Here is a 22898-nt window from a genome sequence, read left to right as displayed (position 1 = left end):
CCCGGGCAACTTACCAAGGGTAGCGGATGGGCTGGTCCCGCGCCAATCCGGGCGCTGGTCGGTGGTGGCTGCGACGGTCTCTGCGATGCTCATGCGTCCAGCCTCGCGACGATGCGAGCACCCGAGGCCGGAGATCGACGATGTGTGGAGAACTCGTCCGCCGACCGACCCTGTGGAGGACGACTACCGCGACTCCCACCACGCCAGCAGCCGCCGCGTGGCCTCCTCCTCGCCGAGCGGGCCCTCGTCCAGCCGCAGCTCCAGCAGGAACGCGAGCGCCTGGCCGACCTCCCGCCCGGGCTTCAGACCGAGCAGGCGCATGACCTGCTCGCCGTCCAGGTCGGGCCGGACGGCGTCCAGCTCCTCCTGCGCCTTCAGCTCGGCGATCCGCTGCTCCAGGTCGTCGTAGGCGAACCCGAGCCGGTCGGCCTTGCGCCGGTTGCGGGTGGTCACGTCGGCCCGGGTCAGCATGTGGAGGCGCTCCAGCTCCCCGCCGGCGTCCCGCACGTACCGGCGCACGGCGGAGTCCGTCCAGTGCGCGTCCGAGTAGCCGAAGAAGCGGAGGTGCAGCTCGATCAGCCGCGCGACGGAGTCGATCGTCGCTTTGTCGAAGCGCAGCGCGGTGAGCCGCTTCTTCGCGAGCTTCGCCCCGACGACGTCGTGGTGGTAGAAGCTGACCGCGCCGCCCGGCTCGAACCGCCGGGTCGCCGGCTTGCCGATGTCGTGCAGGAGGGCCGCGATCCGCAGCACCAGGTCCGGCGGCGTCCCGGGGTGACGCTCCTTCTCATAGCCGATCGCCTGGTCGAGCACCGTGAGGCTGTGCTGGTACACGTCCTTGTGGTGGTGGTGCTCGTCCACCTCCAGCCGCAGCGCGGGCACCTCCGGCAGGACGTGGTCCGCCAGCCCGGAGTCCACGAGGAGCTCCACGCCGGGCCGCGGGTCGTCGGCCTGCAGCAGCTTGGTCAGCTCGTCGCGCACGCGCTCGGCGCTGACGATCCCGATGCGGCCGGCCATGTCCGCCATGGCCTCGCGCGTCTCCTCGTCGACGACGAAGCCGAGCTGGGCGGCGAACCGCGCGGCGCGCATCATCCGCAGCGGGTCGTCGCCGAACGACACCTCCGGGCTCGAGGGCGTCGTGATCCGGCGGGCCAGGAGGTCCTCGACGCCGCCGGACGGATCGACCAGGCGGACCTCGGGGACGCGGAGCGCGAGCGCGTTGACCGTGAAGTCCCTGCGCAGGAGGTCCCCGTCGAGCGTGTCCCCGAACTGCACCTCCGGCTTCCGGGTCGCACCGTCGTAGCTGTCGCTGCGGTAGGTCGTGATCTCGACCGTGTCGTCGCCGAAGCGCGCCCCGATCGTCCCGAACGCGCGGCCGATGTCCCACACGGCGTCGGCGATGGGCCGCACGACGCCGAGGATGTCGTCGGGTCGCGCGTCGGTCGTGAAGTCCAGATCGTGCACGTCGCGGCCGAGGAGCGCGTCGCGGACCGGGCCTCCCACGAGCGACAGCTCGTAGCCCGCCGCGGCGAACGCCCGGGCGAGCCGATCGACCGTCGGGGTCTTCGCCAGGGTGCCGAGGCGGTCGAGGGATTCGGCGACGGACTGCATGGTGCCTCAGTTTAATGGGAGGCGGGAGCCCCGCCCACCTCGGCGGACGGCCGCGTGCTCGCCGGGCTCTCACAGGGGCCGGCCTCTAGAATCATCGACATGGAGGCGGAACCGGGAACGTGCGTCGGCGCATGAGCGCATCCGGCTTCACCCTCCGGGGTGCGCGACTGCCTGCTGCCCTGATCGGCGCCGGAGTCGCGCTCGTGGCCCTGCTGGCCGGCCCGGCGGCGGCCCCGGCGACCGCCTCGCCCGCGGGCTCGATCGCCGTCCAGCCGCAGCGCGCGGCCGGCGAAGCCGCTGTCACCGCGTCGCTGACCACCGACAACGGGGGAGTGCTCGCACCCGGGCAGGACCTCGTCGCCTCCGTCACGGTCACCAACAGCACCGGAACGGCGTACGAGCCCGGCTCCGTCGCCCTCTGGCTCGACCCGAAGCCGCGCACCTCGCGGAGCGATCTCGCCTCCTGGCTCACCTCGTCCGACGCCGTCTCAGGCCGCGTCGACCTCGGGAAGGCCACCCTGCAGACCCTGGAGCCGGGCGCCAGCGCGGTCGTGCGGGTGACCGTCCCCGCTGCCGCGATCCCGTTCGGCGCGCGGCCGACGTCCGCCGTGTACGGGATCGGCGCCACCGTGGAGGCCGGCCAGGCCGATGCGAGCGCGCGCGGTTCGGTGGTCTGGAATCCCGGTGCTCCGGCCGCCCGCTCGGACGTCGGCGTGGTCATGCCCATCGTCAGCCCGTCCACCGGGAACGGGCTCCTGTCCGCCGACGAGCTGACGACGTACACGGCGGCGAACGGCGTCCTCACCCGCGACCTCGACGGGGTGCAGAACCACGCCACCGTCGCGATCGGCATCGACCCGATGATCATCGCCTCCATCCGCGCCCTGGGGAACTCCGCGCCGCCGACCGCGACGGCCTGGCTCGACCGGCTGAGCTCGCTCCCGAACGACACCTTCTCACTCGGTTACGGCGACGCGGACGTCGCCGGACAGCTCCAGGCCGGTCTTCCCGCACCACTGCAGCCGACCGCCCTCGGCTACGCGCTCGACCCCAAGAACTTCACGCCGACCCCGACCTCGATCGGCGAACCGCAGACCGCGACGGCGACGCCGGCCGCGACCCCGAGTCCGACGCCCACGCCAGGGACCAGCCCGTCCCTCCCTACGCTGGACCGCCTCCTGGCGTGGAAGTACAGCCTCAGCGGGGTCGCCTGGCCCGGCGACGACACTGTTCGGACCGCCGACCTGGCCCCGCTCGCCGCGTCCGGCCTCGGGACCGTCATCCTCTCCGGGAGCAACACCAACGCGGACAAGCTCGCGGCCACCCCGAACGCCCCCGCTCGCAACGGTTCGTCGACGCTCGCGGTGTCCGACCAGCGGCTGTCCGACGCGCTCCGGCAGGCCGTGTCCGCGCCGAGCGACCTCGCCTGGAACACCGCGATGTCGAAGCTCAACGCTCAGCTGGAGCTGATCAGCGCGGAGGGCACGGCCTCCCACCATGTGCTCGTCGCGATGGACCGCTCCTGGCCGTCGAGCGGGACGCAGCTCCAGCGCACGCTGGACGCCCTGTTCACGAGCCCGTGGGCGGCGCCGTCCACCTTCCCCGCACTGCTCAAGGCGTCGCAGTCCCCCGAGCTGTCGCTCACGGACTCCCCGGAGTCGCAGACCCGGATCGACAGCATCCACCTGCTGCTCCAGGACGAGAAGTCGATGGACGAGTTCGCGACCATCCTGGCCGACCCGACGACGCTCACCGGGCAGACCCGGGCGCAGCTGCTCACCCTCCTCGCGGTCTCCTGGCAGAACCCGCGCACGGACTGGACGGCCGCGGTCGACGCGAGCAGACAGGGCACGATCAGGACGCTGCACGCGGTGCACATCCTGCCGACCGAGAACGTCAACCTGGTGAGCGCGCAGGGCTCCATCCCGTTCACCGTCAGCAACGAGCTCACGAACGAGGCGGTCACCGTCGTGCTCAGCGCGTCGCCGTCGAACAGCCGCCTGGAGATCGACGCGCCGACGACGAAGACGATCCCGCAGGACTCCCGCGCCACGATGCTCGTCCCGGTGAAGGCGAAGGTGGGCAACGGCCAGGTGATCCTGTCGCTGCAGCTGTACAGCCCGACCGGGGTGCCGATCGGGGATCCCAGCTCGGTCACGGTGGATGTGCACGCCGACTGGGAGGGCATCGGCGCACTGATCTTCGGCGGCCTGCTCGTGCTGCTGTTCGGGTTCGGGATCGTCCGCAACATCCTGCGCCGCCGCGATCAGCGCAAGAAGGGGGAGCTGCGGCCGGAGGGCGAGGGCCCTGAGACGGATGACGCGCCCACCGAAGCCGAGCCCTCCGCCGCCGAGCCCTCCGCCGCCGCGCCCTCCGCCGCCGCGCCCTCCGCCGCCGCGCCCACCGCCGCCGATCCCACCGACCGAGAGGCCGAGGCCCCGACCCGTCCGGGAGGCGCCGATGGCTAGCGTCGGCCGCGCGAGCGCGATGCTCGCCTCCGGCACCCTCGTCTCGCGCCTCCTCGGCTTCGCCAAGGCCTGGCTGCTCGTGCAGGCGATCGGTGCGGTCTCGTTCGCCGCGAACGCCTACGCGACGGCGACCACCATCCCGAACAGCCTGTACGCGATCATCGCCCAGGGCATCCTGAACGCGGTGCTCGTCCCGCAGATCGTCCGGGCGTCGGTCAATCCGGACGGCGGCCGCGCGTACATCAACAAGCTCGTGACGCTGGGGATGGTGATCTTCGCGTCGATCGCCCTCGTCGCGACCTTCCTCGCCCCCGCGCTGATCGCGCTGTTCGGCGTCCCCCTCGAGCAGCGCGGGCTGGCGACCGCGTTCGCGTACTGGTCGCTGCCGCAGATCTTCTTCCTCGGGCTGTACACGCTGCTCGGCGAGGTGCTGAACGCCCGCAAGTCCTTCGGACCGTTCACCTGGGCGCCGGTCGTGAACAACATCGTCGCCATCGTCCTGCTCATCGCCTTCATCCTCGCCTTCGGCACGGCGTCGCGCGGCGGCCACGGCACCGAGTGGTCGTTCTGGATGATCGCCCTGCTGGCCGGCGGCGCGACCCTCGGGATCGCGGTGCAGGCGCTCGTCCTGTTCGTCTTCTGGCGCCGCGTCGGGTTGACCTTCCGGTTCGACTTCGGCTGGCGGGGCGTCAACCTGGGGACGGCGGGCAAGGCGGCGGGCTGGACGTTCGCGATGCTCATCGCCACGCAGCTCGCCGGCCTGATCGAGGTCAACGTCTCCAACTCCGCCGGCCCCGGCTACGCGGGCTCATTCGTCATGCAGAACGCCTGGCTCATCTTCATGCTGCCGCACGGCATCATCGCGGTCTCGATCGTCACCGCGTTCTACACGCGGATGGCCGAGCACGCGCACCGGGGCGCGGTGAACTCGTTCCGGCAGGACTTCTCGTCGGCGGCGCGCTCGATCATGCTGTTCATCGTGTTCTCGTCGGCCGCGCTCATTGTCACGGCGTACCCGATCGCGCGGGTGTTCACCGGCGACTTCCAGGCGTTGGGGCTCGTGCTGATCGCCTACCTGATCGGCCTGGTGCCGTTCTCGCTGGTGTTCATGGCGCAGCGGGCGTTCTACTCGCTCGGCGACACCCGCACGCCGTTCTTCTTCACGCTGGCGCAGGTCGTCGTGATCGTGATCGGCGTGCTGATCTGCTTCGCCGTTCCCCCGTCGGTGCGTGCGGCCGCCGTCGCGCTCGTCGTCTCGCTGGCGAGCCTCCTCCAGGCGATCCTCGCGTTCTGGCTGCTGCGCCGGCGCACCGGGGGAGTGGATGGGACCCGGATCTTCGCCTCGCTCTGGCGGTTCCTCGTCGCCGGGGTCGCCGCGATGATCGCCGGCGCGGGCTTCCTCGTCATCCTCGGCGGGGTGTCGCCCGGGGCGTTCCCCGTGAGCAACCCCATCGCCGCCATCGTGTCCACCGCGATCGTGGGCGCCGTGATGCTCGTCGTCTACCTCGGCTTCCTCGGGATCCTGCGTTCAGACGACCTGGAGGCCGGTCTCGCGCCGGTTCTGGAGCGCGCCGCGGGCCGTTTCTCCGCTCGCAGGTGACACGGAATAGCATCCGCCTAGGATGTGTTCTACAGGGCGGTGTCTCCGGACGGAGCACCGCAGACCATCAAGGAGTTCCTCCGTGCGGCAGATCATCATCATCGGTTCCGGCCCTGCCGGTTACACGGCGGCCATCTACGCCGCTCGCGCCAACCTCAAGCCGCTGCTGATCGCCTCCTCCGTCGAGGCGGGCGGCGAGCTGATGAACACCACGGAGGTCGAGAACTTCCCCGGCTTCCCCGACGGTGTCATGGGCCCCGACCTCATGTTCAAGATGCAGGCGCAGGCCGAGAAGTTCGGCACCGACATCGTCCTCGACGACGTCGTGTCCGTCGACCTCTCCGGCGACGTCAAGACGGTGACGCTCGGCTCGGGCGCGGTCCACGAGGCGCTCGCGGTCATCTTCGCCACGGGCTCCGCGTACCGCAAGCTCGGCCTGGAGGACGAGGATCGCCTCTCCGGTCACGGCGTCTCCTGGTGCGCCACCTGCGACGGTTTCTTCTTCCGCGAGCGCACGATCGCCGTCGTCGGCGGCGGCGACTCCGCGATGGAGGAGGCGACCTTCCTGACCCGCTTCGCGGACAAGGTGTACGTCATCCACCGCCGCGACTCGCTGCGCGCCTCCAAGATCATGCAGGAGCGCGCGTTCGCCAACGACAAGATCGAGTTCATCTGGAACTCCGAGGTCGTCGGCATCAGCGGCGACGAGCAGGTGCGCGCGGTGACGCTGCGCAACCTGGAGACCGGCGAGCAGAGCGAGCTGGAGCTGCAGGGCCTGTTCATCGCGATCGGCAACGACCCGCGGGTCCACCTGGTCCACGGCCAGCTGGACCTCACTCCGGAGGGGACCATCGCGGTCGCCGGCCGGAGCTCCAAGACGAAGGTCGCGGGCGTGTTCGCCGCGGGCGACGTGATCGACCCCACCTACCGGCAGGCGGTCACCGCCGCCGCGTCGGGGACGGTCGCCGCGCTCGACGCCGAGCACTACCTCACGACCCTCCCCAAGGACCTGCTGGAGCGCGCCGTGGAGGGCGCGGCCGGCGATCTCGAACTCACGACCACCGCATAAGGAGAAACAGCAACTATGTCAGCAGCACGTTCCGTCACGGACGCCACCTTCGAGCAGGACGTCCTCAGCAGCGGCAAGACCGTCCTCGTGGACTTCTGGGCCGAGTGGTGCGGCCCGTGTCGGGCCGTCGGCCCGATCCTCGACCAGATCGCCGCCGAGCACGCGGACAAGATCGAGATCGTCAAGCTCAACGTGGACGAGAACCCGCAGACCGCGGCGAAGTACCAGATCACGTCCATCCCCGCGATGAAGGTCTACCAGGGTGGCGAGGTCGTCAAGACCGTCATCGGCGCCAAGCCGAAGCCCGCCCTCGAGGCCGACCTGGCCGCCTACCTCGCGTAGCGCGACAGCCAGGCAGCTTCCACACACTGTCAGACCCGTCCGGCGCTCATCCGCCGGGCGGGTCTTTCGTGTATCCGGGAGTCGGCTCGATTTCCAGAGGGATACGTGCCGCCCCTAGCATGAATGAACGACACGAGAAACGGACGATTCGTGACAGAACAGGGCAGCCCTCGCCAGCAGGGCAACAATCTGGACCCGTGGTATCACCACTACGCGCAGCGCACCAGCGGCCTGGCCGCCAGTGAGGTCCGAGCCCTGTTCGCCGTCGCCAGCCGCCCCGAGGTGGTCTCGCTGGCCGGCGGCATGCCGTACGTCGCGGCGCTCCCCGAGGACCTCGTGGTCGGCGCGATGGACCGCGTCATGCGCGAGCAGGGTCCGGTTGCGCTGCAGTACGGCTCCGGTCAGGGCGTTCCCGCGCTGCGGGAGCAGATCCTGGAGGTCATGGCGCTCGAGGGGATCAGCGGCAGCGCCGACGATGTCATCGTCACGACGGGGTCCCAGCACGCGCTGGAGCTCTTCAGCAAGCTGTTCATCGACCCGGGCGACGTCGTGCTCGCCGAGGGACCGAGCTACGTGACGGCGATGGTGATCTTCCGCTCCTACCAGGCGGAGGTCGACCACGTCCCGATGGACGAGCACGGCATGATCCCGCAGGCCCTGCGCGAGCACATCGCGCGGCTGAAGGCAGCGGGCCGGCGGGTGAAGTTCCTCTACACGGTGCCGACGTTCCACAACCCTGCCGGAGTGACGCTGTCGTGGGAGCGCCGGCTGGAGATCCTCGAGATCGCCCGCCAGAACGACATCCTCGTGCTGGAGGACAACCCGTACGGCCTGCTCTACTTCGGCGAGAAGCCGCCTGCGGCGATGCGCTCCGTCGAGCGCGACGGCGTGGTCTACCTCGGCACGTTCTCGAAGACCCTGGCGCCCGGCTTCCGGGTGGGCTGGGCGCTCGCCCCGCACGCCATCCGGGAGAAGCTGATCCTCGCCAACGAGGCGGCCGTGCTGAGTCCGAGCTCCTTCAGCCAGCTCGTGATCTCCGAGTATCTGCGCGACGCCGACTGGCGCGGGCAGATCGACACGTTCCGCGGCGTGTACCGGGAGCGCAAGGAGGCCATGATCTCCGCGCTGGAGGAGTACCTCCCCGAGCTGTCCTGGACGAACCCCAACGGCGGCTTCTACGTGTGGCTCACGCTGCCGCCGCACCTCGACTCGAAGGCGATGCTGCCGCGCGCGGTGACCGAGCTGGTCGCCTACACGCCGGGCACTGCGTTCTACGGGAACGGGTCGGGTGCGCAGAACATCCGGCTGTCGTTCTGCTACCCCACGCCGGAGAACATCAAGGTCGGCGTCCGCCGCCTGGCCAACGTCATCAACGGCGAGCAGGACCTCCTGGACACTTTCGCCGGCACGGGCCCGCTCACCGCGGCGCGCGCCGACCGCACCAGCCCGAACCCGCCGACCGACCTCCGCTGACCGGGCCGTCCGCCCAGAGAAAGAGCAGATCATGGCCCAAAAAGAAGCCCTCGACATCGTCGTTCTCGCCGGCGGCATCTCGCACGAGCGCGACATCTCGCTGCGCAGCGGACGACGGGTCGCCGACGGCCTGCAGTCGCTCGGTCACCGCGTGACGGTGCGCGAGCCCGACGGTGAGTTGCTCGGCTTCCTCACCGACACCCGGCCGGACGTCGTCTGGCCCGCACTGCACGGGTCGAGCGGAGAGGACGGCGCTCTCCGCGCGCTCCTGGAGCTCGCCGGAGTGCCCTTCGTCGGCTCGACGACCGACGCTGCGCGACTCGCTTGGTCGAAGCCGACCGCCAAGACGGTGGTCGCGCGTGCGGGTGTCTCGACGCCGGCGTCGGTGACCCTCCCGAAGGAGACCTTCCGGGAGCTCGGCGCGAACAGCGTGCTGGCGACAGTCATGAGTGCGTTCCAGGTCCCGCTCGTCGTCAAACCGGCCCACGGCGGTTCAGCACAGGGCGTCACCATCGTCACGGCCGCGGACGAGTTGCCGCGCGCGATGGTCGACGCCTACACGTATGCCGACGTCGCACTGATCGAGCAGAAGATCGACGGGGTCGAGGTGTCCGTCGCAGTGCTGGACACCGGGGACGGCCCGATCGCGCTTCCCCCGGTCGAAATCGAGCCGATCGAGGGCACCTACAGCTTCGACGCCCGGTACAACGCGGGGGAGACCCGGTTCTACGTTCCGGCGCGACTCGATTCGAACACGACGGAGGCTGTCTCCGCCGCAGCCACCGCGGCCCACTCCGCTCTCGGCCTCCGCCACCTCTCGCGGGTCGATCTGATCGTGGACGCGAACGGTGTGCCGTGGTTCCTCGAGGCGAACGTCCTGCCCGGGCTCACCGAGACGTCGATCATGCCGCAGGCGATCGCCGCCTCTGGTCGCGACCTCGGCGACGTCTATGCGACGCTCGCCGCGGCCGCCATCGCTGACGCGGGGGAGTAGCCGGGGTTTCACGTGAAACGGGGAGGCCTGGTCAGGCCTCCCCGTTGTCATGTCCGCGGACGTTTCACGTGAAACGGACCGTCGAGCTGCTGTAGGTCGGCTGGCCGATCTCGTCCAGGATGCGGTTCAGGTCCTGGATCGTCGCGAAGTCCACCACGATCTGACCCTTGCGGGCGCCGAGCGTGATCTTGACGCGGGTGTTCAGGCGGTCACCGAGGCGCTCGGCTACCTCGTCGAGGTGCCCGCGGTGCTTGCCGGGGGAGGCCTTGGTACGAACCGGCTTCGGCGCCTTGCTCGCCGCCGCCTCGGCGGCACGGACCGACAGATCCTCATTCACGATCTTGTCCGCGAGGCGGACCATCGCCTCCTCGTCCTCGCCCACCGAGAGGATCGCACGGGCGTGGCCGGCGCTGAGAACGCCCGCCGCCACGCGCGACTGCACAGGCGCGGGCAGCTTCAGCAGGCGGATCGTGTTCGTGATCTGGGGACGCGAGCGGCCGATCCGCGTCGCCAGCTGCTCCTGCGTGATGCCGAAGTCCGCGAGGAGCTGCTGGTAAGCCGACGCCTCCTCCAACGGGTTGAGCTGGGAGCGGTGCAGGTTCTCGAGGAGGGCATCCCGCAGCATGTCCTCGTCGGCGGTGTCCTTGATGACCGCCGGGATGCTGTCGAGCCCGAGCTCCTTGGTCGCGCGCAGCCGGCGCTCGCCCATGATGAGCTCGTACTTGTCCGGCTGACCGACGACCGGACGGACCACGACGGGCTGGAGCACGCCAACCTCGCGAATGCTCGCGACCAACTCATCGAGCGCGTCGCGATCGAACTCCACACGCGGCTGCACGGCGTTGGGAACGATGCTGGCGGGGGAGAGGTTGGCGAGCCGGGCGCCCGGGACCGCGACGAGCTCCTCCGTCATCACAGCCGACGACGACTCCGGGAAGAACACATCGACCGGTCGCGTGGACTGATCGCTCGTCGGGATGAGCGCTCCGATGCCTCGTCCCAATCCGGTGCGCTTCGCTGCCATTAGCGGGGTACTCCTCTTCGTGCGATTTCTGCGGCCGCTTCGAGGTACGAGAGCGAGCCAGACGAGTTGGCGTCATAACTGATGACGCTTTGTCCGTAACTCGGCGCCTCCGAGATCCGTACGGACCGCGGAATGATCGTGTCGAGCACCTCGTCGGGGAAGTGTTGGCGAACGTCCTCGGCCACCTGGTGGGCGAGGTTCGTGCGCGAGTCGTACATGGTGAGAAGGATCGTCGAGACGCGCAGTTTCGGGTTCAGGTGACGCTCGATGAGCTGGATGTTCTTCAGCAACTGGCTCAGACCCTCCAGCGCGTAGTACTCGCACTGGATCGGGATGAGCACCTCAGTGGCGGCGACGAACGCGTTGATGGTGAGCAGCCCGAGCGACGGCGGGCAGTCGATGAGCACGTAGTCGATGTCGTATTCGTCGAGGAACCGGCCGAGCGCCCGGGACAGCCGCTGCTCGCGCGCGACCATGGAGACGAGCTCGATCTCGGCGCCGGCGAGGTCGATGGTGGCCGGAACCACGAAGAGTCCATCGAACTCGGGGCTCTTCTGGATGACGTCTTCGAGCTCTTTGTCGTTGACGATGACGTCGTAGACGCTTGGAGTGCCCTCCCGATGCTCGACGCTGAGTGCGGTGGACGCGTTCCCCTGCGGATCCAGGTCGATCGCAAGCACGCGCGCACCGGATTTCGCCAACGCTGCAGCGAGGTTCACGACCGTGGTGGTCTTGCCGACACCGCCCTTCTGATTGGAGATCGTGAAGATCCTCGTTCGGGCCGGCAGTGGCAGGGTCGTGGACGCGATGGCTTGTCTCCTCCTGGCCAGATCTTGAATCTCCCGCGCAAGTGGGGTCGACGCATCGAATGTCGCTTCACCCACTTCAGCAGGAGCATCCTGATCGGGTTGTTTCACGTGAAACCTCGTCGCTTGGTTCAGTGCACGGCCTCGCCGCGGGGTCGGAACGGGAACGCGGAGCGCACCACTCGTCAACTCTAGCTTGCATGTCCGACCACACCTCCCAGCATCGCGGAGGGTGTGGAGAACGGATCTGTCCTCAGCGAACCTGTGCCCGGATCACCCGGGTGATGTCCTCCAAGACGCCCTCTCCGAGCGTGAGCACCTCGACGTCATGGACCTTGAACTTCCGCAGTTCCTTGGCCGCTGCGTCGACCTCCGCCGCCGCGCCAGCGCCCTTCATCAGCACCAGTTCGCCGCCGTCGCGGAGGAGGGGAGCGGTCAGCGGAATCAGCTTCCGGAAGGCGCTCACTGCGCGTGCGGTCACCTGGTCCAGCTGCCGGGCGAGCCGGACATCCTCGGCCCGATCGCGGACGACGGTGACATTCCCGAGGCCGAGTTCTTCCACCTGTTCGGTCAGCCAGGCGACGCGGCGTTCCATCGGCTCGATCAGCACAAACTCGACGTCGGGCCGTGCGATCGCCAGCACCAGTCCCGGCAATCCGGCACCACTCCCGACATCGCCGACGAGCCCCGGCCGCAGCAGGGGCGCGACGATCGCGCAATTCAGGATGTGGCGCGACCAGATGCGGGGGAGTTCGAGGGGGCCGATCAGGCCACGCTCTTCACCCTGCGCGATGAGGTTGGCAGTGAACGCGCGCGCGACATCGAGGCGCTCACCGAAGAGCTGCGAGGCGACCGCGGGTTCGGTCTCGACGGAATCAGTCACCGTTTCACGTGAAACTACGCGGCGGTGATGACCGTGTGGCGGTCACGACCCTCGCCGCGGGAGTTGGACACGTAGCCGCGCTCGGACACGATGTCGTGCACCAGCTTGCGCTCGTACGACGACATCGCGGGAAGCGACGCCTCCGACGAGCCCTCCTCGAGGCGGGCGATCGCCCGGTCGACTAGGGTGGCCAGCTCCGCCTGGCGCGCGTCGCGCGAGCCGGCGATGTCGAGGATGAGACGCGAGAAGCCACCGGTCTGGTTCTGGACCGCGAGCCGGGTGAGCTCCTGCAGCGCCGCGACCGTCTCCGGCTTCGACAGCAGACGCAGGTTCGTGCCCTCTTCGGCGTTCACCGAGATGTAAGCACGGCCGTTGCGAGTGTCGATGTCGATGTCACCGTCGATGTCGGCGATGTCGAGCAGCTCTTCGATGTAGTCCGCGGCGATGTCGCCCTCGCGGTCGAGGTCGGCGGGGGCCGCCGACGCCGTCTCGCCCTCGACATCGGTGGTGATGGGGGAGTGGACGGCTTCCTCGTCGGAAGGCGTGAACTCGGTCTGCACGTCGGTCATATCCCTACTTCTTTCCGGCCTGCTTCTTCGCGCGGTTCTTGCTCACCGGCTGCGTGCGCTGCGTCGTCACCGGCTTCTGCGGCACTTCGTTCACCTGCAGAACGACGGCGCCGTCCTGCACGAGCTTGCCCTTGCGGGCCAGGCGGGCCTCACGGGCGATGGCCGCGTCGGACCCCGGCGTCGGCATGTTGCGGATGACGAGGAACTGCTGTCCCATCGTCCACAGGTTGGAGGTCAGCCAGTAGAACATGACGCCGAGCGGGAAGGCGAAGCCCGAGAACAGGAACACGAAGGGGAGCAGGTACAGCAGGATGCGCTGCTGCTTGAACTGCGGGCTCGCCTTGGTCTCCGGCGACATGTTCTTGGAGACGATCTGGAGCTGGGTCAGGAACTGCGACCCGGTCATGAGCACGACCATCACCGCGGCGATCACCATGACGGCGACCTGCTGCGGGTGGGCGTTCATCGCGCCCTGGAAGCTCTGGTGCAGCGGGGCGACACCGAACAGCGTCGCACTGCCGAACTGCTCGGCGAGTGTCGCATTCAGCGGACCGACGCCGGCCTTGCCGCTCTGGGCTCCGTTCAGCACCTGGAACAGGGCGAAGAACACCGGCATCTGCAGCAGCAGCGGGAGGCACGAGCTCAGCGGGTTGGTGCCCGTCTTCTTGTAGAGCTCCATGGTCTCGCGCGACATCGCCTCGCGGGAGAACTGGTCCTTCTTGCCCTTGTACTTGTCCTGGATCTTCTTCAGCTGCGGCGCGATCTCCAGCATGCGTCGCTGGTTCTTGATCTGCCGGACGAAGATCGGGATGAGGGCCGCACGCACGACGACCGTCAGACCGACGATGGACAGCACCCAGGTGATACCCGCCGCCGGGTCCATTCCGATGGCGCTGAACACCCAGTGCCAGGCGACGAGGATGAGCTCCACGACCCATTTGATGGGCCAGAGGATGGTACCGATGATGTCCATGTCTGGGTGCTAGGCCTTTCCCTGGCTGGTGGCGACGACGAATCCGAACGGAGTGACCCGGTAGCGGCGCTTCTTCTTGAGGGGGACGTCATCGACCCCTCCGGCTGCCCACGGGTGGCAGCGGGCGATCCTGCGGATCCCGAGCGCGCTCCCGACGATCACTCCGTGCTCCTGAATCGCCTGGAGCGCGTAGGCGGAGCACGAGGGGTAGTAGCGGCAGACGTCGCCGTACAGTGGAGAGATCACAGCGCGGTAGGCCCGGAGCACCAACACGGCAGCGTTCCTCGGAGCGAGGAGCACAGCTGCGATCGCGGTGTTCATGGACGGACGTTGCCTTCGCTGGTGCCGCGCGGACCGAGGTCGCGCGGACGGGTGGTGTGGCGGCTGAGGAACCGGTCGGCGGCACCCGAGACCTCACCGTGCAGGTTAGCCCACGTCAGGTGAGCGGACGCTGGCAATGCCCGGATGACCACGTCGATTCCGGCGCCGTCGATTGCCGCCGGCGCGAGCCGGGGGAGGAGGTCGTAGGCCGCGGCCTTGAGCCGACGTCGCACGCGATTGCGCACGACCGCGTTGCCGACGGCCTTGCTCACGATGAATCCGAAGCGCACCACGTCGGAGTCGCGGTTGAACCGGACGTACGCGACGGTGCTCGCTCCATTGAAGCGAGCACCTCGTCGGACCGTCGCCCGGTACTCCGCGCCCCGCGTGATGCGATGGTTCTTCGCGAGCACGCGTCGTGCCCTTCTCCCGGAAGCGGCTCTGTCCCGGAAGGGATCAGGCCGAGAGCTTCTCGCGACCCTTGGCGCGGCGCGCCGAGAGGATAGCGCGGCCCGCACGCGTGCGCATGCGGAGGCGGAAGCCGTGGGTCTTGGCGCGCTTGCGGTTGTTCGGCTGGAACGTTCTCTTGCTCATATCTATCTCCGTGATGGTCTCTTCACAGGCCGGTGCTGAGTGGATTCGGCCAGCACGGGGAGGCCAGGAAAGTTTCTGGGCAGCCGAAACGGCTGAAGTCAACTGATTAAAACTACGACCTGAGGGTGACCGAGGTCAAACCGATCGTCCCGAAACCCTTGATTATGCACGGGATTAGCAGGAAGCGCGCGATCGACGCGCCGGAGTATTCCGGGAACCGAATTTGATCCACACCTGTGGACAAGTTAGCGTGAACTCGAAAGTTATCCCCAGCCCATCCCAAAAGCGGCCGGAGATCGCTACGGTATTGCACACACAGCGGTGGATAACTCTGTGAATACCCCACGGCGGCATCCTTGCCGCCAGCCCGACGTGAGTCACACGGGGGACGACTCGTCTCACGGCGGGCCGACGGCATCCACGAATTCGAAGACGGGGAACGATGGCAGGCGGCGAAGAGTCCATTTCTGCGGCATGGCAGAACGTGCTCGACAATCTCGAGACGGACGACCGCATCACCCCGCAGTTGCACGGCTTCCTCAGCCTGGTCGAGCCCAAGGGCATCATGGCCGGCACGTTCTACCTCGAAGTGCCCAACGAGTTCACGCGCGGGATGATCGAGCAGCGCAGCCGGGTCCCGCTCCTCAACGCGATCGGCAACCTCGACCAGGCGCTCGAGGTGAACACCTTCGCGATCGTGGTCAACCCCGAGATCCAGCAGGAGTCGATGGCCGGCCCGTCCGAGCCGGAGCCCGCCCCGTATCTGGAGGCCGTCGCGCCCATGGTGGCGCCGCCGACCGAGATCACGGCGCCCCCGCGCAACGGCGACACCCGCCTCAACTCCAAGTACAGCTTCGACAACTTCGTCATCGGCCAGTCCAACCGCTTCGCCCACGCCGCTGCCGTCGCCGTGGCGGAGGCCCCGGCCAAGGCGTACAACCCGCTCTTCATCTACGGCGACTCCGGGCTGGGGAAGACGCACCTCCTGCACGCCATCGGCCACTACGCGATGAGCCTGTACCCGGGCATCCGCGTCCGCTACGTGTCGAGCGAGGAGTTCACGAACGACTTCATCAACTCGATCGCCAACAACCGCGGCTCCTCGTTCCAGGCGCGCTACCGGAACATCGACATCCTCCTGATCGACGACATCCAGTTCCTGCAGCGGGCGGTCGAGACGCAGGAGGCGTTCTTCCACACCTTCAACACCCTCCACGACCACAACAAGCAGGTGGTCATCACCAGCGACCTCCCGCCGAAGCACCTGACCGGCTTCGAGGACCGGATGCGGTCGCGGTTCGAGTGGGGCCTGATCACCGACGTCCAGGTTCCGGACCTCGAGACCCGCATCGCGATCCTCCGCAAGAAGGCGCAGAGCGAGAAGATCCTCGTCCCCGACGACATCCTCGAGTTCATGGCGTCGAAGGTCTCCAGCAACATCCGCGAGCTGGAAGGGACCCTCATCCGGGTCACCGCGTTCGCGAGCCTCAACCGCACCCCGGTCGACATGCCGCTGGTGCAGACGGTGCTGAAGGACCTCATCACCCTCGACGACGACAACGTGATCGCGCCGACGGACATCATCACCAACACCGCGGAGTACTTCAAGCTCAGCGTCGACGACCTCTACGGGTCGAGCCGTTCGCAGGCCGTCGCCACCGCGCGCCAGATCGCGATGTACCTGTGCCGCGAGCTGACCAACCTCTCGCTCCCGAAGATCGGGCAGCTCTTCGGCGGCCGCGACCACACCACCGTGATGTACGCGAACAAGAAGATCAGCGAGCTCATGAAGGAGCGGCGCTCGATCTACAACCAGGTGACGGAGCTCACCAGCCGGATCAAGCAGAACCACCGCTACGGCAAGTAGCCGGCGGCCGGGCACGGGAGCACGCCACGCCGCGGCCGCTCGAGAAAGTTATCCACAGATTGATCCCCAGAGTGGGGAGAGTTCGTTATTAACACCTGGGGATAACTTGTGGAGAAGTTCCGGAAAGTCGCTCGATTAATGGGGACGAACGGTCCACGGCTGTGAAAAGCCGTGCGGCGGCTTCTCGTCCGACATCCTTGTCAACAGTGGGAATCCACCGCTCATCAACAAGTCACGGAGCTGTAGTTCCCGGTGATTGCAAGGTATCCACCGAGTTATCCACATTTTCCACAGCGGTTAACACCATTAATGATTAATCCTTCTCAGTTAAGGCCGGCCGACAACCTCAAGCGCTTGCTCGAATGACAACTTCTGCGCCGAAGGCCAAGCGCTAGGATCGGTGTCGTTCGTATCCGAGCGCCGACCAGGGGAGACTTCGTGAAGTTCCAAGCCAATCGGGATGTCTTCAGTGAGGCCGTCTCCTTCGCCGTGAAGCTTCTTCCGCAGCGGACCACCCTCCCCATCCTGAGCGGCGTGCTGATCGAGACGACCGACACCGGCTTGCAGCTCTCGTCGTTCGACTACGAGGTCTCCGCGCAGACCGAGATCGCGGCCGAGGTCGAGGAGCCGGGGCGCGTCCTCGTCTCCGGGCGCCTCCTCGCGGAGATCGCGGCCAAGCTGCCGAACGCGCCCGTGCGGTTCTCGACGGAGGAGTCCAAGATCGTGGTCCGCGCTGGATCCGCGAACTTCACGCTGCTCTCCATGCCGGTCGAGGAATACCCGAGCATCCCGCAGGTCGGCGGGGAGGCCGGGCTCGTCCCCGCCGAGGAATTCGCCGAGGCTGTCGCCCAGGTGGGCGTCGCCGCGTCGCGCGACGACGTCACCCCGGTCATCACCGGTGTCCAGCTCGAGGTCGGGAACAACACGCTCGGCCTCGTCGCGACCGACCGCTACCGCGTCGCGGTCCGCGAGATCGACTGGGACAACGGGACCACCTCCGGCGAGCCGCAGACCGCGCTGGTCCCCGCGCGCACGCTCACCGAGATCGGCAAGACCTTCGGCCACTCCGGCACGGTGTCGATCTCCATCACCAACCGCGACGACCGCGAGCTGATCGCGTTCACGGCCGACAAGAAGACCGTCACGTCGCTGCTCATCAAGGGCAACTTCCCGCCCGTCCGCCGGCTCTTCCCCGAGCAGGTCGACAACTACGCGGTCATCAACACCGCCGAGCTGATCGAGGCCACCCGCCGCGTGTCGCTCGTCCTGGAGCGCGAGGCAGCGCTCCGCTACACCTTCACCGCCGACGGGCTGACGCTGGAAGCGATCGGCTCGGAGCAGGCGCAAGCATCCGAGAGCATCGACGCTCTCCTCACTGGCCAGGAGACGGTGGTTTCATTGAAGCCGCAGTTCCTGCTCGATGGTCTCGGTGCCGTGCACTCGGAATTCGTGCGCATCTCCTTCACCAAGACCGAGAACCCCAACAAGCCGGGTCCGGTGCTCATCACGAGTCAGACCTCGAAGGATCAGTCCGGTTCGGACTCCTACAAGTACCTGCTGCAGCCCAACCTGCTGCTGCGCTAGGACCCGGTCCCGCTCCACGAGAGAAGAAGGACAATCATGCACATCGGCCTCATCGGTCTCGGACGCATGGGCAACAACATGCGTGCTCGCCTGGAGAAGAAGGGCATCGAGGTCACCGGCTACGACACCAATCCCGAGGTGTCGGATGTGGCCACCCTCGCCGACCTCGTCGCCGCGCTCGCCGCTCCGCGCACCGTGTGGGTCATGGTGCCGGCCGGCCAGATCACCGACTCGGTCATCACCGACCTGGAACCGCTGCTCGAGAAGGGCGACCTGGTCATCGACGGGGGCAACTCCAAGTTCACCGAGGACTTCAAGCACGCCGAGCAGCTGGCGCCCAAGGGCATCGACTTCATGGACGCCGGCGTCTCCGGTGGAATCTGGGGCCTCGAGAACGGCTACGGCCTGATGGTCGGCGGCTCCAAGGAGCAGGTCGAGCGGGTCATGCCGGTCTTCGACGCGCTGCGCCCGGAGGGTCCGCGCGACGAGGGCTTCGTCCACGTCGGGGAGGTCGGCGCCGGCCACTACGCGAAGATGGTGCACAACGGCATCGAGTACGCGCTCATGCAGGCGTACGCCGAGGGCTACGAGCTCCTCGACACCCGGAAGGACATCATCAAGGACGTCACCGGGACGTTCAAGGCGTGGCAGCGCGGCACGGTCGTCCGCTCCTGGCTGCTCGACCTCCTGGTGCGCGCCCTCGAGCAGGACCCGGAGTTCGAGCACATCGAGGGCTTCGTGCAGGACTCGGGCGAGGGCCGCTGGACCGTCGAGGAGGCGCTCAACAACGCCGTCCCCGTGCCGACCATCAGCGCGTCGATCTTCGCCCGCTTCGTCTCGCGCCAGGAGGACTCGCCTGCGATGAAGGCGGTCGCCGCCCTGCGCAACCAGTTCGGCGGCCACGCCGTGAAGGCCGTGGACTAACCCTCCTTGAGAGTTACGCATCTTTCCCTGACCGATTTCCGCAACTATCGCACCGCGGATGTCCCGTTCGCGGCCGGCGCCAATCTGTTCGTCGGCCGCAACGGTCAGGGGAAGACCAACCTCGTCGAATCGCTCGGCTACCTGAGCACCCTCGGGTCGCATCGGGTGTCGAGCGATCAGGCGATGATCCGCAAGGATGCCGAGTCGGCGATCGTCCGGGCGCGCATCGAGCACGACGGTCGCGAGCTCCTCGTGGAGGTGCAGCTCAACCGGTCCTCGCCCAACCGGGCGCAGGTGAACCGCGGCGCGATCAAGCCCCGCGAGCTGCCGCGCTACTTCTCCAGCGTCCTGTTCGCTCCGGAGGACCTCGCGCTCGTCCGGGGTGAGCCGGGGATCCGCCGGCGCTTCCTCGATCAGCTGCTGATCCAGCGGAACCCGCGCTTCTCGGCCGTCATCGCCGACTACGAGCGCGTGCTCAAGCAGCGCAACACCCTGCTCAAGTCGGCTCGCGCCTCGCGGGTGAAGGCCGATCAGCTCGGCACCCTCGACATCTGGGACGAACGGCTGGTCGCGCTCGGCTCGGAGCTCCTGGACGCGCGCCTCGATCTGGTCGCGCGGCTGAGCGATCCGCTGGTCGCGGCCTACCGGTCGGTCGCGGGCGACGACCACCACCCCCGGCTCCTGCCGCAGCTCACCATCCGCGGCGCGCACGTCGACGACGAGGACGATGAGGACGACACCGCTGTAACCACCTCAGCCGGTGACACTGCCGAGGTGTTCCGCGGCGCCCTGGCGGCCGTGCGCCCGAAGGAGCTGGAGCGCGGGCTCACCCTGGTCGGGCCGCATCGCGACGACGTGCTCTTCGAGCTCAACGGGCTGCCGGCCAAGGGGTACGCCAGCCACGGCGAGTCCTGGTCGTTCGCGCTCGCGCTCAAGCTCGCCTCCGCCGAGCTGCTGCGTCGTGAGTCCTCCACCGGCGACCCTGTGCTCATCCTCGACGACGTCTTCGCCGAACTCGATCAGGCCCGCAGGCGCATGCTTGCAACCGCCGTAGCCGGTTACGAGCAGGTGCTCATCACCGCCGCCGTCTACGACGACGTCCCCGAGACCCTCACCGCCCACACCGTGCGGATCGAGGCCGGGACTATCGTGGGATCGTGAGCGAGGCGTCGGCCGTCTACCTGCGGATGAAGGAGCTCTTCACGGGCACCCCCTCCCGCAGCCGTCGCGCCCGCCGCGAGCAGGACGACCCGTCCGCGTCGAAGCCCTTCGGGGCCGGTCGCGACCCGCGCGGCCTCGGCGACGTGGTCGACGCGCTCGCCCAGCAGCTCGGCTGGACCGCGCCGCTGGCGAAGTCCGACCTGCTGGAGGGCTGGGAGCAGCTCGCCGGCGAGGAGACCGCGAAGCACGCCGTCCCCGACCAGATCGCCGACGGCGTCCTGGTGGTGCGCTGCGAGTCCACGGCGTGGGCGACGCAGCTGCGGATGATGCGGTCGGAGCTCCTGGCGCGCATCGGCGAACGCTTCCCCGACGCCGACATCCAGTCGATCCGTTTTCAAGGGCCGGACGCCCCCTCCTGGAAACGCGGTCCCAGGTCGATTCCAGGGCGCGGTCCGCGCGATACTTACGGCTGACTGCACAAAAGAGGTCGCCCGAGCAAAGAAAACGCGTCAGAGGGGCGATTTCGGGCATTCCGGCTCCCTGCCCTTGGTAGAATGGAGAGTCACTGTCGAGTGCGGTCAGGAGCCAAATTTCATATGACGATGGAACCGAACAGGGCCGAGGCGGAACACGACTACGGCGCGAATGAGATCCAGATCCTCGAAGGTCTCGAAGCCGTCCGCAAACGACCCGGAATGTACATCGGCTCCACCGGTCCCCGCGGCCTCCACCACCTGGTGTACGAGATCGTCGACAACTCCGTCGACGAGGCTCTCGCGGGCCACGCCGACAACATCGAGGTGACGATCCTCCCCGACGGCGCCGTCCGGGTCGACGACAACGGCCGTGGCATCCCGGTGGACGAGCACCCCGTCGAGAAGAAGTCGACGGTGGAGGTCGTGCTCACCATCCTGCACGCCGGCGGCAAGTTCGGCGGCGGCGGTTACGCCGTCTCCGGCGGACTGCACGGCGTCGGCAGCTCGGTGGTCAACGCCCTCTCGTCCCGGCTCGACGTCGAGGTCCACCGCCAGGGATTCGCCTGGCGCCAGAGCTACCGCGACGGTGTCCCGCAGGCTCCACTGGAGCAGGGCGAGGCGTCGGAGCGGACCGGAACGATCATCACGTTCTGGCCGAGCCCCGCCACCTTCGAGACCGTCGTCTTCGACTACGACACCCTCCGGACGCGCTTCCAGCAGATGGCGTTCCTCAACAAGGGCCTGCGCATTTCCCTGAGAGACGAGCGCGCGCCCGAGGTCGAGCCCGTCGAGGGCGAGGTCGAGGAGGAGGCCGAGGTCTTCGCCCCCCGCTCGGACGTCTTCCTCTACGAGCGCGGCCTGACCGACTACGTCCACTACCTCAACGCCGCGAAGAAGGCCGAGGTCGTGCACGACGAGATCATCTCCTTCGAGTCCGAGGACACCGATCGCAAGATCGCCCTCGAGGTCGCGATGCAGTGGACGACGAGCTACAACGAGTCCGTCTTCACCTACGCGAACACGATCAACACGCACGAGGGCGGCACGCACGAGGAAGGCTTCCGCGCGGCGCTGACCACGCTGGTCAACCGGTACGCCCGTGAGAAGAACATCCTCAAGGAGAAGGACGACAACCTCTCCGGCGAGGATGTGCGCGAGGGACTGACCGCCGTCATCTCGGTCAAGCTGTCCGAGCCGCAGTTCGAGGGTCAGACCAAGACCAAGCTCGGCAACACGGAGGCCAAGGCCTTCGTGCAGAAGATCGTCGGCGACCAGCTCGGCGACTGGTTCGACCGCAACCCGAACCAGGCCAAGGAGATCATCCGCAAGGCGCTCTCGGCCGCCACCGCCCGCATCGCCGCCCGCAAGGCGCGCGAGACCGCCCGCCGCAAGGGCCTGCTCGAGAGCGGCGGCATGCCGGGCAAGCTCAAGGACTGCGCGTCCAAGGACCCGACGCTGTCCGAGATCTTCATCGTCGAGGGCGACTCGGCCGGCGGCTCCGCCGTCCAGGGCCGCAACCCGGAGACGCAGGCGATCCTCCCGCTGCGCGGCAAGATCCTCAACGTCGAGAAGGCGCGGCTCGACCGCGCCCTCGCGAACAACGAGGTCCAGGCGATGATCACGGCGTTCGGCGCCGGCATCGGCGAGGACTTCAACCCGGAGAAGGCGCGGTACCACAAGATCGTGCTCATGGCCGACGCCGACGTCGACGGCCAGCACATCACGACCCTGCTGCTGACGCTCCTGTTCCGCTACATGCGGCCGCTCATCGAGCTCGGCTACGTGTACCTGGCCCAGCCGCCGCTCTACCGGCTCAAGTGGTCGAACGCCGACCACGAGTACGTCTACTCCGACCGCGAGCGCGACGCCTTCCTCGCGGAGGGCCTCGCCGCCGGCAAGCGCATCCCCAAGGACAACGGGGTGCAGCGCTACAAGGGTCTGGGCGAGATGGACTACAAGGAGCTGTGGGAGACCACGATGAACCCGGAGACGCGCACGCTGCTCCAGGTCACGCTCGACGACGCGGCGGCGGCCGACGAGATCTTCGCCACGCTGATGGGCGAGGACGTCGAGTCGCGCCGGTCGTTCATCCAGAAGAACGCCAAGGACGTGCGGTTCCTCGACATCTGAGGACACCGCAGCGAAGACACCCCCTCGGTTAC

The 22898-nt window shown here is 68.0% G+C and carries 21 protein-coding genes; 12 read left to right on the top strand and 9 right to left on the bottom strand.

From position 1 onward, the window contains the following. Positions 1 to 183 precede the first annotated feature (183 nt). Positions 184 to 1608: a CCA tRNA nucleotidyltransferase gene (locus HNR13_RS01750; protein ID WP_179604162.1), complete on the bottom strand. Its 1425-nt coding sequence runs from the start codon at positions 1606 to 1608 to the stop codon at positions 184 to 186. 131 nt (positions 1609 to 1739) lie between these two features. Between HNR13_RS01750 and HNR13_RS01745 the strand changes: the two genes are divergently transcribed. The 6 genes from HNR13_RS01745 (at position 1740) to HNR13_RS01720 (ending at position 9554) form a co-directional block, all read left to right on the top strand. Continuing rightward, the gene (locus tag HNR13_RS01745) at positions 1740 to 4076 is read left to right on the top strand and encodes a DUF6049 family protein (protein WP_246312695.1); all 2337 of its coding nucleotides are present in this window, start codon (positions 1740 to 1742) and stop codon (positions 4074 to 4076) included. Further along, positions 4069 to 5676 carry a murein biosynthesis integral membrane protein MurJ gene (gene murJ / locus HNR13_RS01740; RefSeq protein ID WP_179604161.1) on the top strand — a complete coding sequence of 536 codons (1608 nt, stop codon included), beginning with the start codon at positions 4069 to 4071 and terminating at the stop codon, positions 5674 to 5676. The genes HNR13_RS01745 and murJ overlap by 8 nt, the downstream gene beginning before the upstream one ends. Positions 5677 to 5758: 82 nt before the next feature. Next, entirely contained in the window at positions 5759 to 6745 is a 987-nt protein-coding gene (gene trxB, locus HNR13_RS01735) for a thioredoxin-disulfide reductase (protein ID WP_179604160.1), read from the top strand. A gap of 15 nt (positions 6746 to 6760) precedes the next feature. After that, entirely contained in the window at positions 6761 to 7087 is a 327-nt protein-coding gene (gene trxA, locus HNR13_RS01730) for a thioredoxin (RefSeq protein ID WP_179604159.1), read from the top strand. Between the two features lie 150 nt (positions 7088 to 7237). Next, entirely contained in the window at positions 7238 to 8560 is a 1323-nt protein-coding gene (locus HNR13_RS01725; protein ID WP_179604158.1) for an aminotransferase class I/II-fold pyridoxal phosphate-dependent enzyme, read from the top strand. Positions 8561 to 8591: 31 nt separating this feature from the next. Further along, entirely contained in the window at positions 8592 to 9554 is a 963-nt protein-coding gene (locus HNR13_RS01720) for a D-alanine--D-alanine ligase family protein (protein WP_179604157.1), read from the top strand. A gap of 64 nt (positions 9555 to 9618) precedes the next feature. On the opposite strand, the gene HNR13_RS01715 is transcribed toward HNR13_RS01720, so the two are convergent. The 8 genes from HNR13_RS01715 to rpmH all read right to left on the bottom strand — a co-directional run bounded on the left by HNR13_RS01715 (position 9619) and on the right by rpmH (position 14724). Beyond that, complete coding sequence (locus tag HNR13_RS01715; protein WP_179604156.1) at positions 9619 to 10578, bottom strand: ParB/RepB/Spo0J family partition protein; 960 nt, start codon at positions 10576 to 10578, stop codon at positions 9619 to 9621. Continuing rightward, entirely contained in the window at positions 10578 to 11495 is a 918-nt protein-coding gene (locus HNR13_RS01710) for a ParA family protein (RefSeq protein WP_343063404.1), read from the bottom strand. Before HNR13_RS01710 ends, HNR13_RS01715 begins: the two co-directional genes overlap by 1 nt. A gap of 142 nt (positions 11496 to 11637) precedes the next feature. Beyond that, the gene (gene rsmG, locus HNR13_RS01705) at positions 11638 to 12267 is read right to left on the bottom strand and encodes a 16S rRNA (guanine(527)-N(7))-methyltransferase RsmG (RefSeq protein ID WP_179604155.1); all 630 of its coding nucleotides are present in this window, start codon (positions 12265 to 12267) and stop codon (positions 11638 to 11640) included. A 14-nt stretch (positions 12268 to 12281) separates the two neighbouring features. Then, complete coding sequence (locus HNR13_RS01700; protein WP_179604154.1) at positions 12282 to 12836, bottom strand: Jag family protein; 555 nt, start codon at positions 12834 to 12836, stop codon at positions 12282 to 12284. Positions 12837 to 12840: 4 nt separating this feature from the next. Next, a complete protein-coding gene (gene yidC / locus HNR13_RS01695) occupies positions 12841 to 13809 on the bottom strand; it encodes a membrane protein insertase YidC (protein ID WP_179604153.1) in 969 nt (322 codons plus the stop codon). A gap of 9 nt (positions 13810 to 13818) precedes the next feature. Then, positions 13819 to 14130 (bottom strand): membrane protein insertion efficiency factor YidD, encoded by a 312-nt coding sequence (yidD, locus tag HNR13_RS01690; RefSeq protein WP_179604152.1) that lies wholly within the window; start codon positions 14128 to 14130, stop codon positions 13819 to 13821. After that, the gene (gene rnpA, locus HNR13_RS01685; RefSeq protein WP_179604151.1) at positions 14127 to 14543 is read right to left on the bottom strand and encodes a ribonuclease P protein component; all 417 of its coding nucleotides are present in this window, start codon (positions 14541 to 14543) and stop codon (positions 14127 to 14129) included. The genes yidD and rnpA overlap by 4 nt, the downstream gene beginning before the upstream one ends. 43 nt (positions 14544 to 14586) lie before the next feature. Next, a complete protein-coding gene (rpmH, locus tag HNR13_RS01680) occupies positions 14587 to 14724 on the bottom strand; it encodes a 50S ribosomal protein L34 (protein ID WP_055922080.1) in 138 nt (45 codons plus the stop codon). Between the two features lie 442 nt (positions 14725 to 15166). On the opposite strand from rpmH, the gene dnaA reads away from it, so the two are divergent. From dnaA to gyrB, 6 genes are all read left to right on the top strand, one after another. Further along, positions 15167 to 16591: a chromosomal replication initiator protein DnaA gene (gene dnaA, locus HNR13_RS01675; protein WP_179604150.1), complete on the top strand. Its 1425-nt coding sequence runs from the start codon at positions 15167 to 15169 to the stop codon at positions 16589 to 16591. A 438-nt stretch (positions 16592 to 17029) separates the two neighbouring features. Then, positions 17030 to 18175, top strand: a complete 1146-nt coding sequence (gene dnaN / locus HNR13_RS01670; protein ID WP_179604149.1) for a DNA polymerase III subunit beta — start codon at positions 17030 to 17032, stop codon at positions 18173 to 18175. 36 nt (positions 18176 to 18211) lie between these two features. Then, a complete protein-coding gene (gene gnd / locus HNR13_RS01665; protein ID WP_179604148.1) occupies positions 18212 to 19099 on the top strand; it encodes a phosphogluconate dehydrogenase (NAD(+)-dependent, decarboxylating) in 888 nt (295 codons plus the stop codon). 6 nt (positions 19100 to 19105) lie between these two features. Continuing rightward, complete coding sequence (recF, locus tag HNR13_RS01660; protein WP_179604147.1) at positions 19106 to 20260, top strand: DNA replication/repair protein RecF; 1155 nt, start codon at positions 19106 to 19108, stop codon at positions 20258 to 20260. 26 nt (positions 20261 to 20286) lie between these two features. After that, the gene (locus HNR13_RS01655; protein WP_179609024.1) at positions 20287 to 20733 is read left to right on the top strand and encodes a DciA family protein; all 447 of its coding nucleotides are present in this window, start codon (positions 20287 to 20289) and stop codon (positions 20731 to 20733) included. A 123-nt stretch (positions 20734 to 20856) separates the two neighbouring features. Next, the gene (gene gyrB, locus HNR13_RS01650) at positions 20857 to 22866 is read left to right on the top strand and encodes a DNA topoisomerase (ATP-hydrolyzing) subunit B (RefSeq protein ID WP_179604146.1); all 2010 of its coding nucleotides are present in this window, start codon (positions 20857 to 20859) and stop codon (positions 22864 to 22866) included. The last annotated feature ends 32 nt before the right edge of the window (positions 22867 to 22898 follow it).

The organism is Leifsonia shinshuensis, assembly GCF_013410375.1.
Taxonomy (GTDB): domain Bacteria; phylum Actinomycetota; class Actinomycetes; order Actinomycetales; family Microbacteriaceae; genus Leifsonia; species Leifsonia shinshuensis.
This window is presented reverse-complemented; position numbering and strand designations above follow the sequence as displayed.

Excerpts from the sequence above, each read along its gene's own strand:
- gnd (WP_179604148.1), top strand. The coding sequence starts at position 18,212 with ATGCACATCGGCCTCATCGGTCTCGGACGCATGGGCAACAACATGCGT.
- HNR13_RS01655 (WP_179609024.1), top strand. The coding sequence starts at position 20,287 with ATGAAGGAGCTCTTCACGGGCACCCCCTCCCGCAGCCGTCGCGCCCGC.
- yidC (WP_179604153.1), bottom strand. The coding sequence starts at position 13,809 with ATGGACATCATCGGTACCATCCTCTGGCCCATCAAATGGGTCGTGGAG.
- murJ (WP_179604161.1), top strand. The coding sequence starts at position 4,069 with ATGGCTAGCGTCGGCCGCGCGAGCGCGATGCTCGCCTCCGGCACCCTC.
- HNR13_RS01700 (WP_179604154.1), bottom strand. The coding sequence starts at position 12,836 with ATGACCGACGTGCAGACCGAGTTCACGCCTTCCGACGAGGAAGCCGTC.
- dnaA (WP_179604150.1), top strand. The coding sequence starts at position 15,167 with ATGGCAGGCGGCGAAGAGTCCATTTCTGCGGCATGGCAGAACGTGCTC.
- HNR13_RS01750 (WP_179604162.1), bottom strand. The coding sequence starts at position 1,608 with ATGCAGTCCGTCGCCGAATCCCTCGACCGCCTCGGCACCCTGGCGAAG.
- yidD (WP_179604152.1), bottom strand. The coding sequence starts at position 14,130 with ATGAACACCGCGATCGCAGCTGTGCTCCTCGCTCCGAGGAACGCTGCC.
- trxA (WP_179604159.1), top strand. The coding sequence starts at position 6,761 with ATGTCAGCAGCACGTTCCGTCACGGACGCCACCTTCGAGCAGGACGTC.
- rpmH (WP_055922080.1), bottom strand. The coding sequence starts at position 14,724 with ATGAGCAAGAGAACGTTCCAGCCGAACAACCGCAAGCGCGCCAAGACC.
- HNR13_RS01715 (WP_179604156.1), bottom strand. The coding sequence starts at position 10,578 with ATGGCAGCGAAGCGCACCGGATTGGGACGAGGCATCGGAGCGCTCATC.
- gyrB (WP_179604146.1), top strand. The coding sequence starts at position 20,857 with ATGACGATGGAACCGAACAGGGCCGAGGCGGAACACGACTACGGCGCG.
- HNR13_RS01720 (WP_179604157.1), top strand. The coding sequence starts at position 8,592 with ATGGCCCAAAAAGAAGCCCTCGACATCGTCGTTCTCGCCGGCGGCATC.
- HNR13_RS01745 (WP_246312695.1), top strand. The coding sequence starts at position 1,740 with ATGAGCGCATCCGGCTTCACCCTCCGGGGTGCGCGACTGCCTGCTGCC.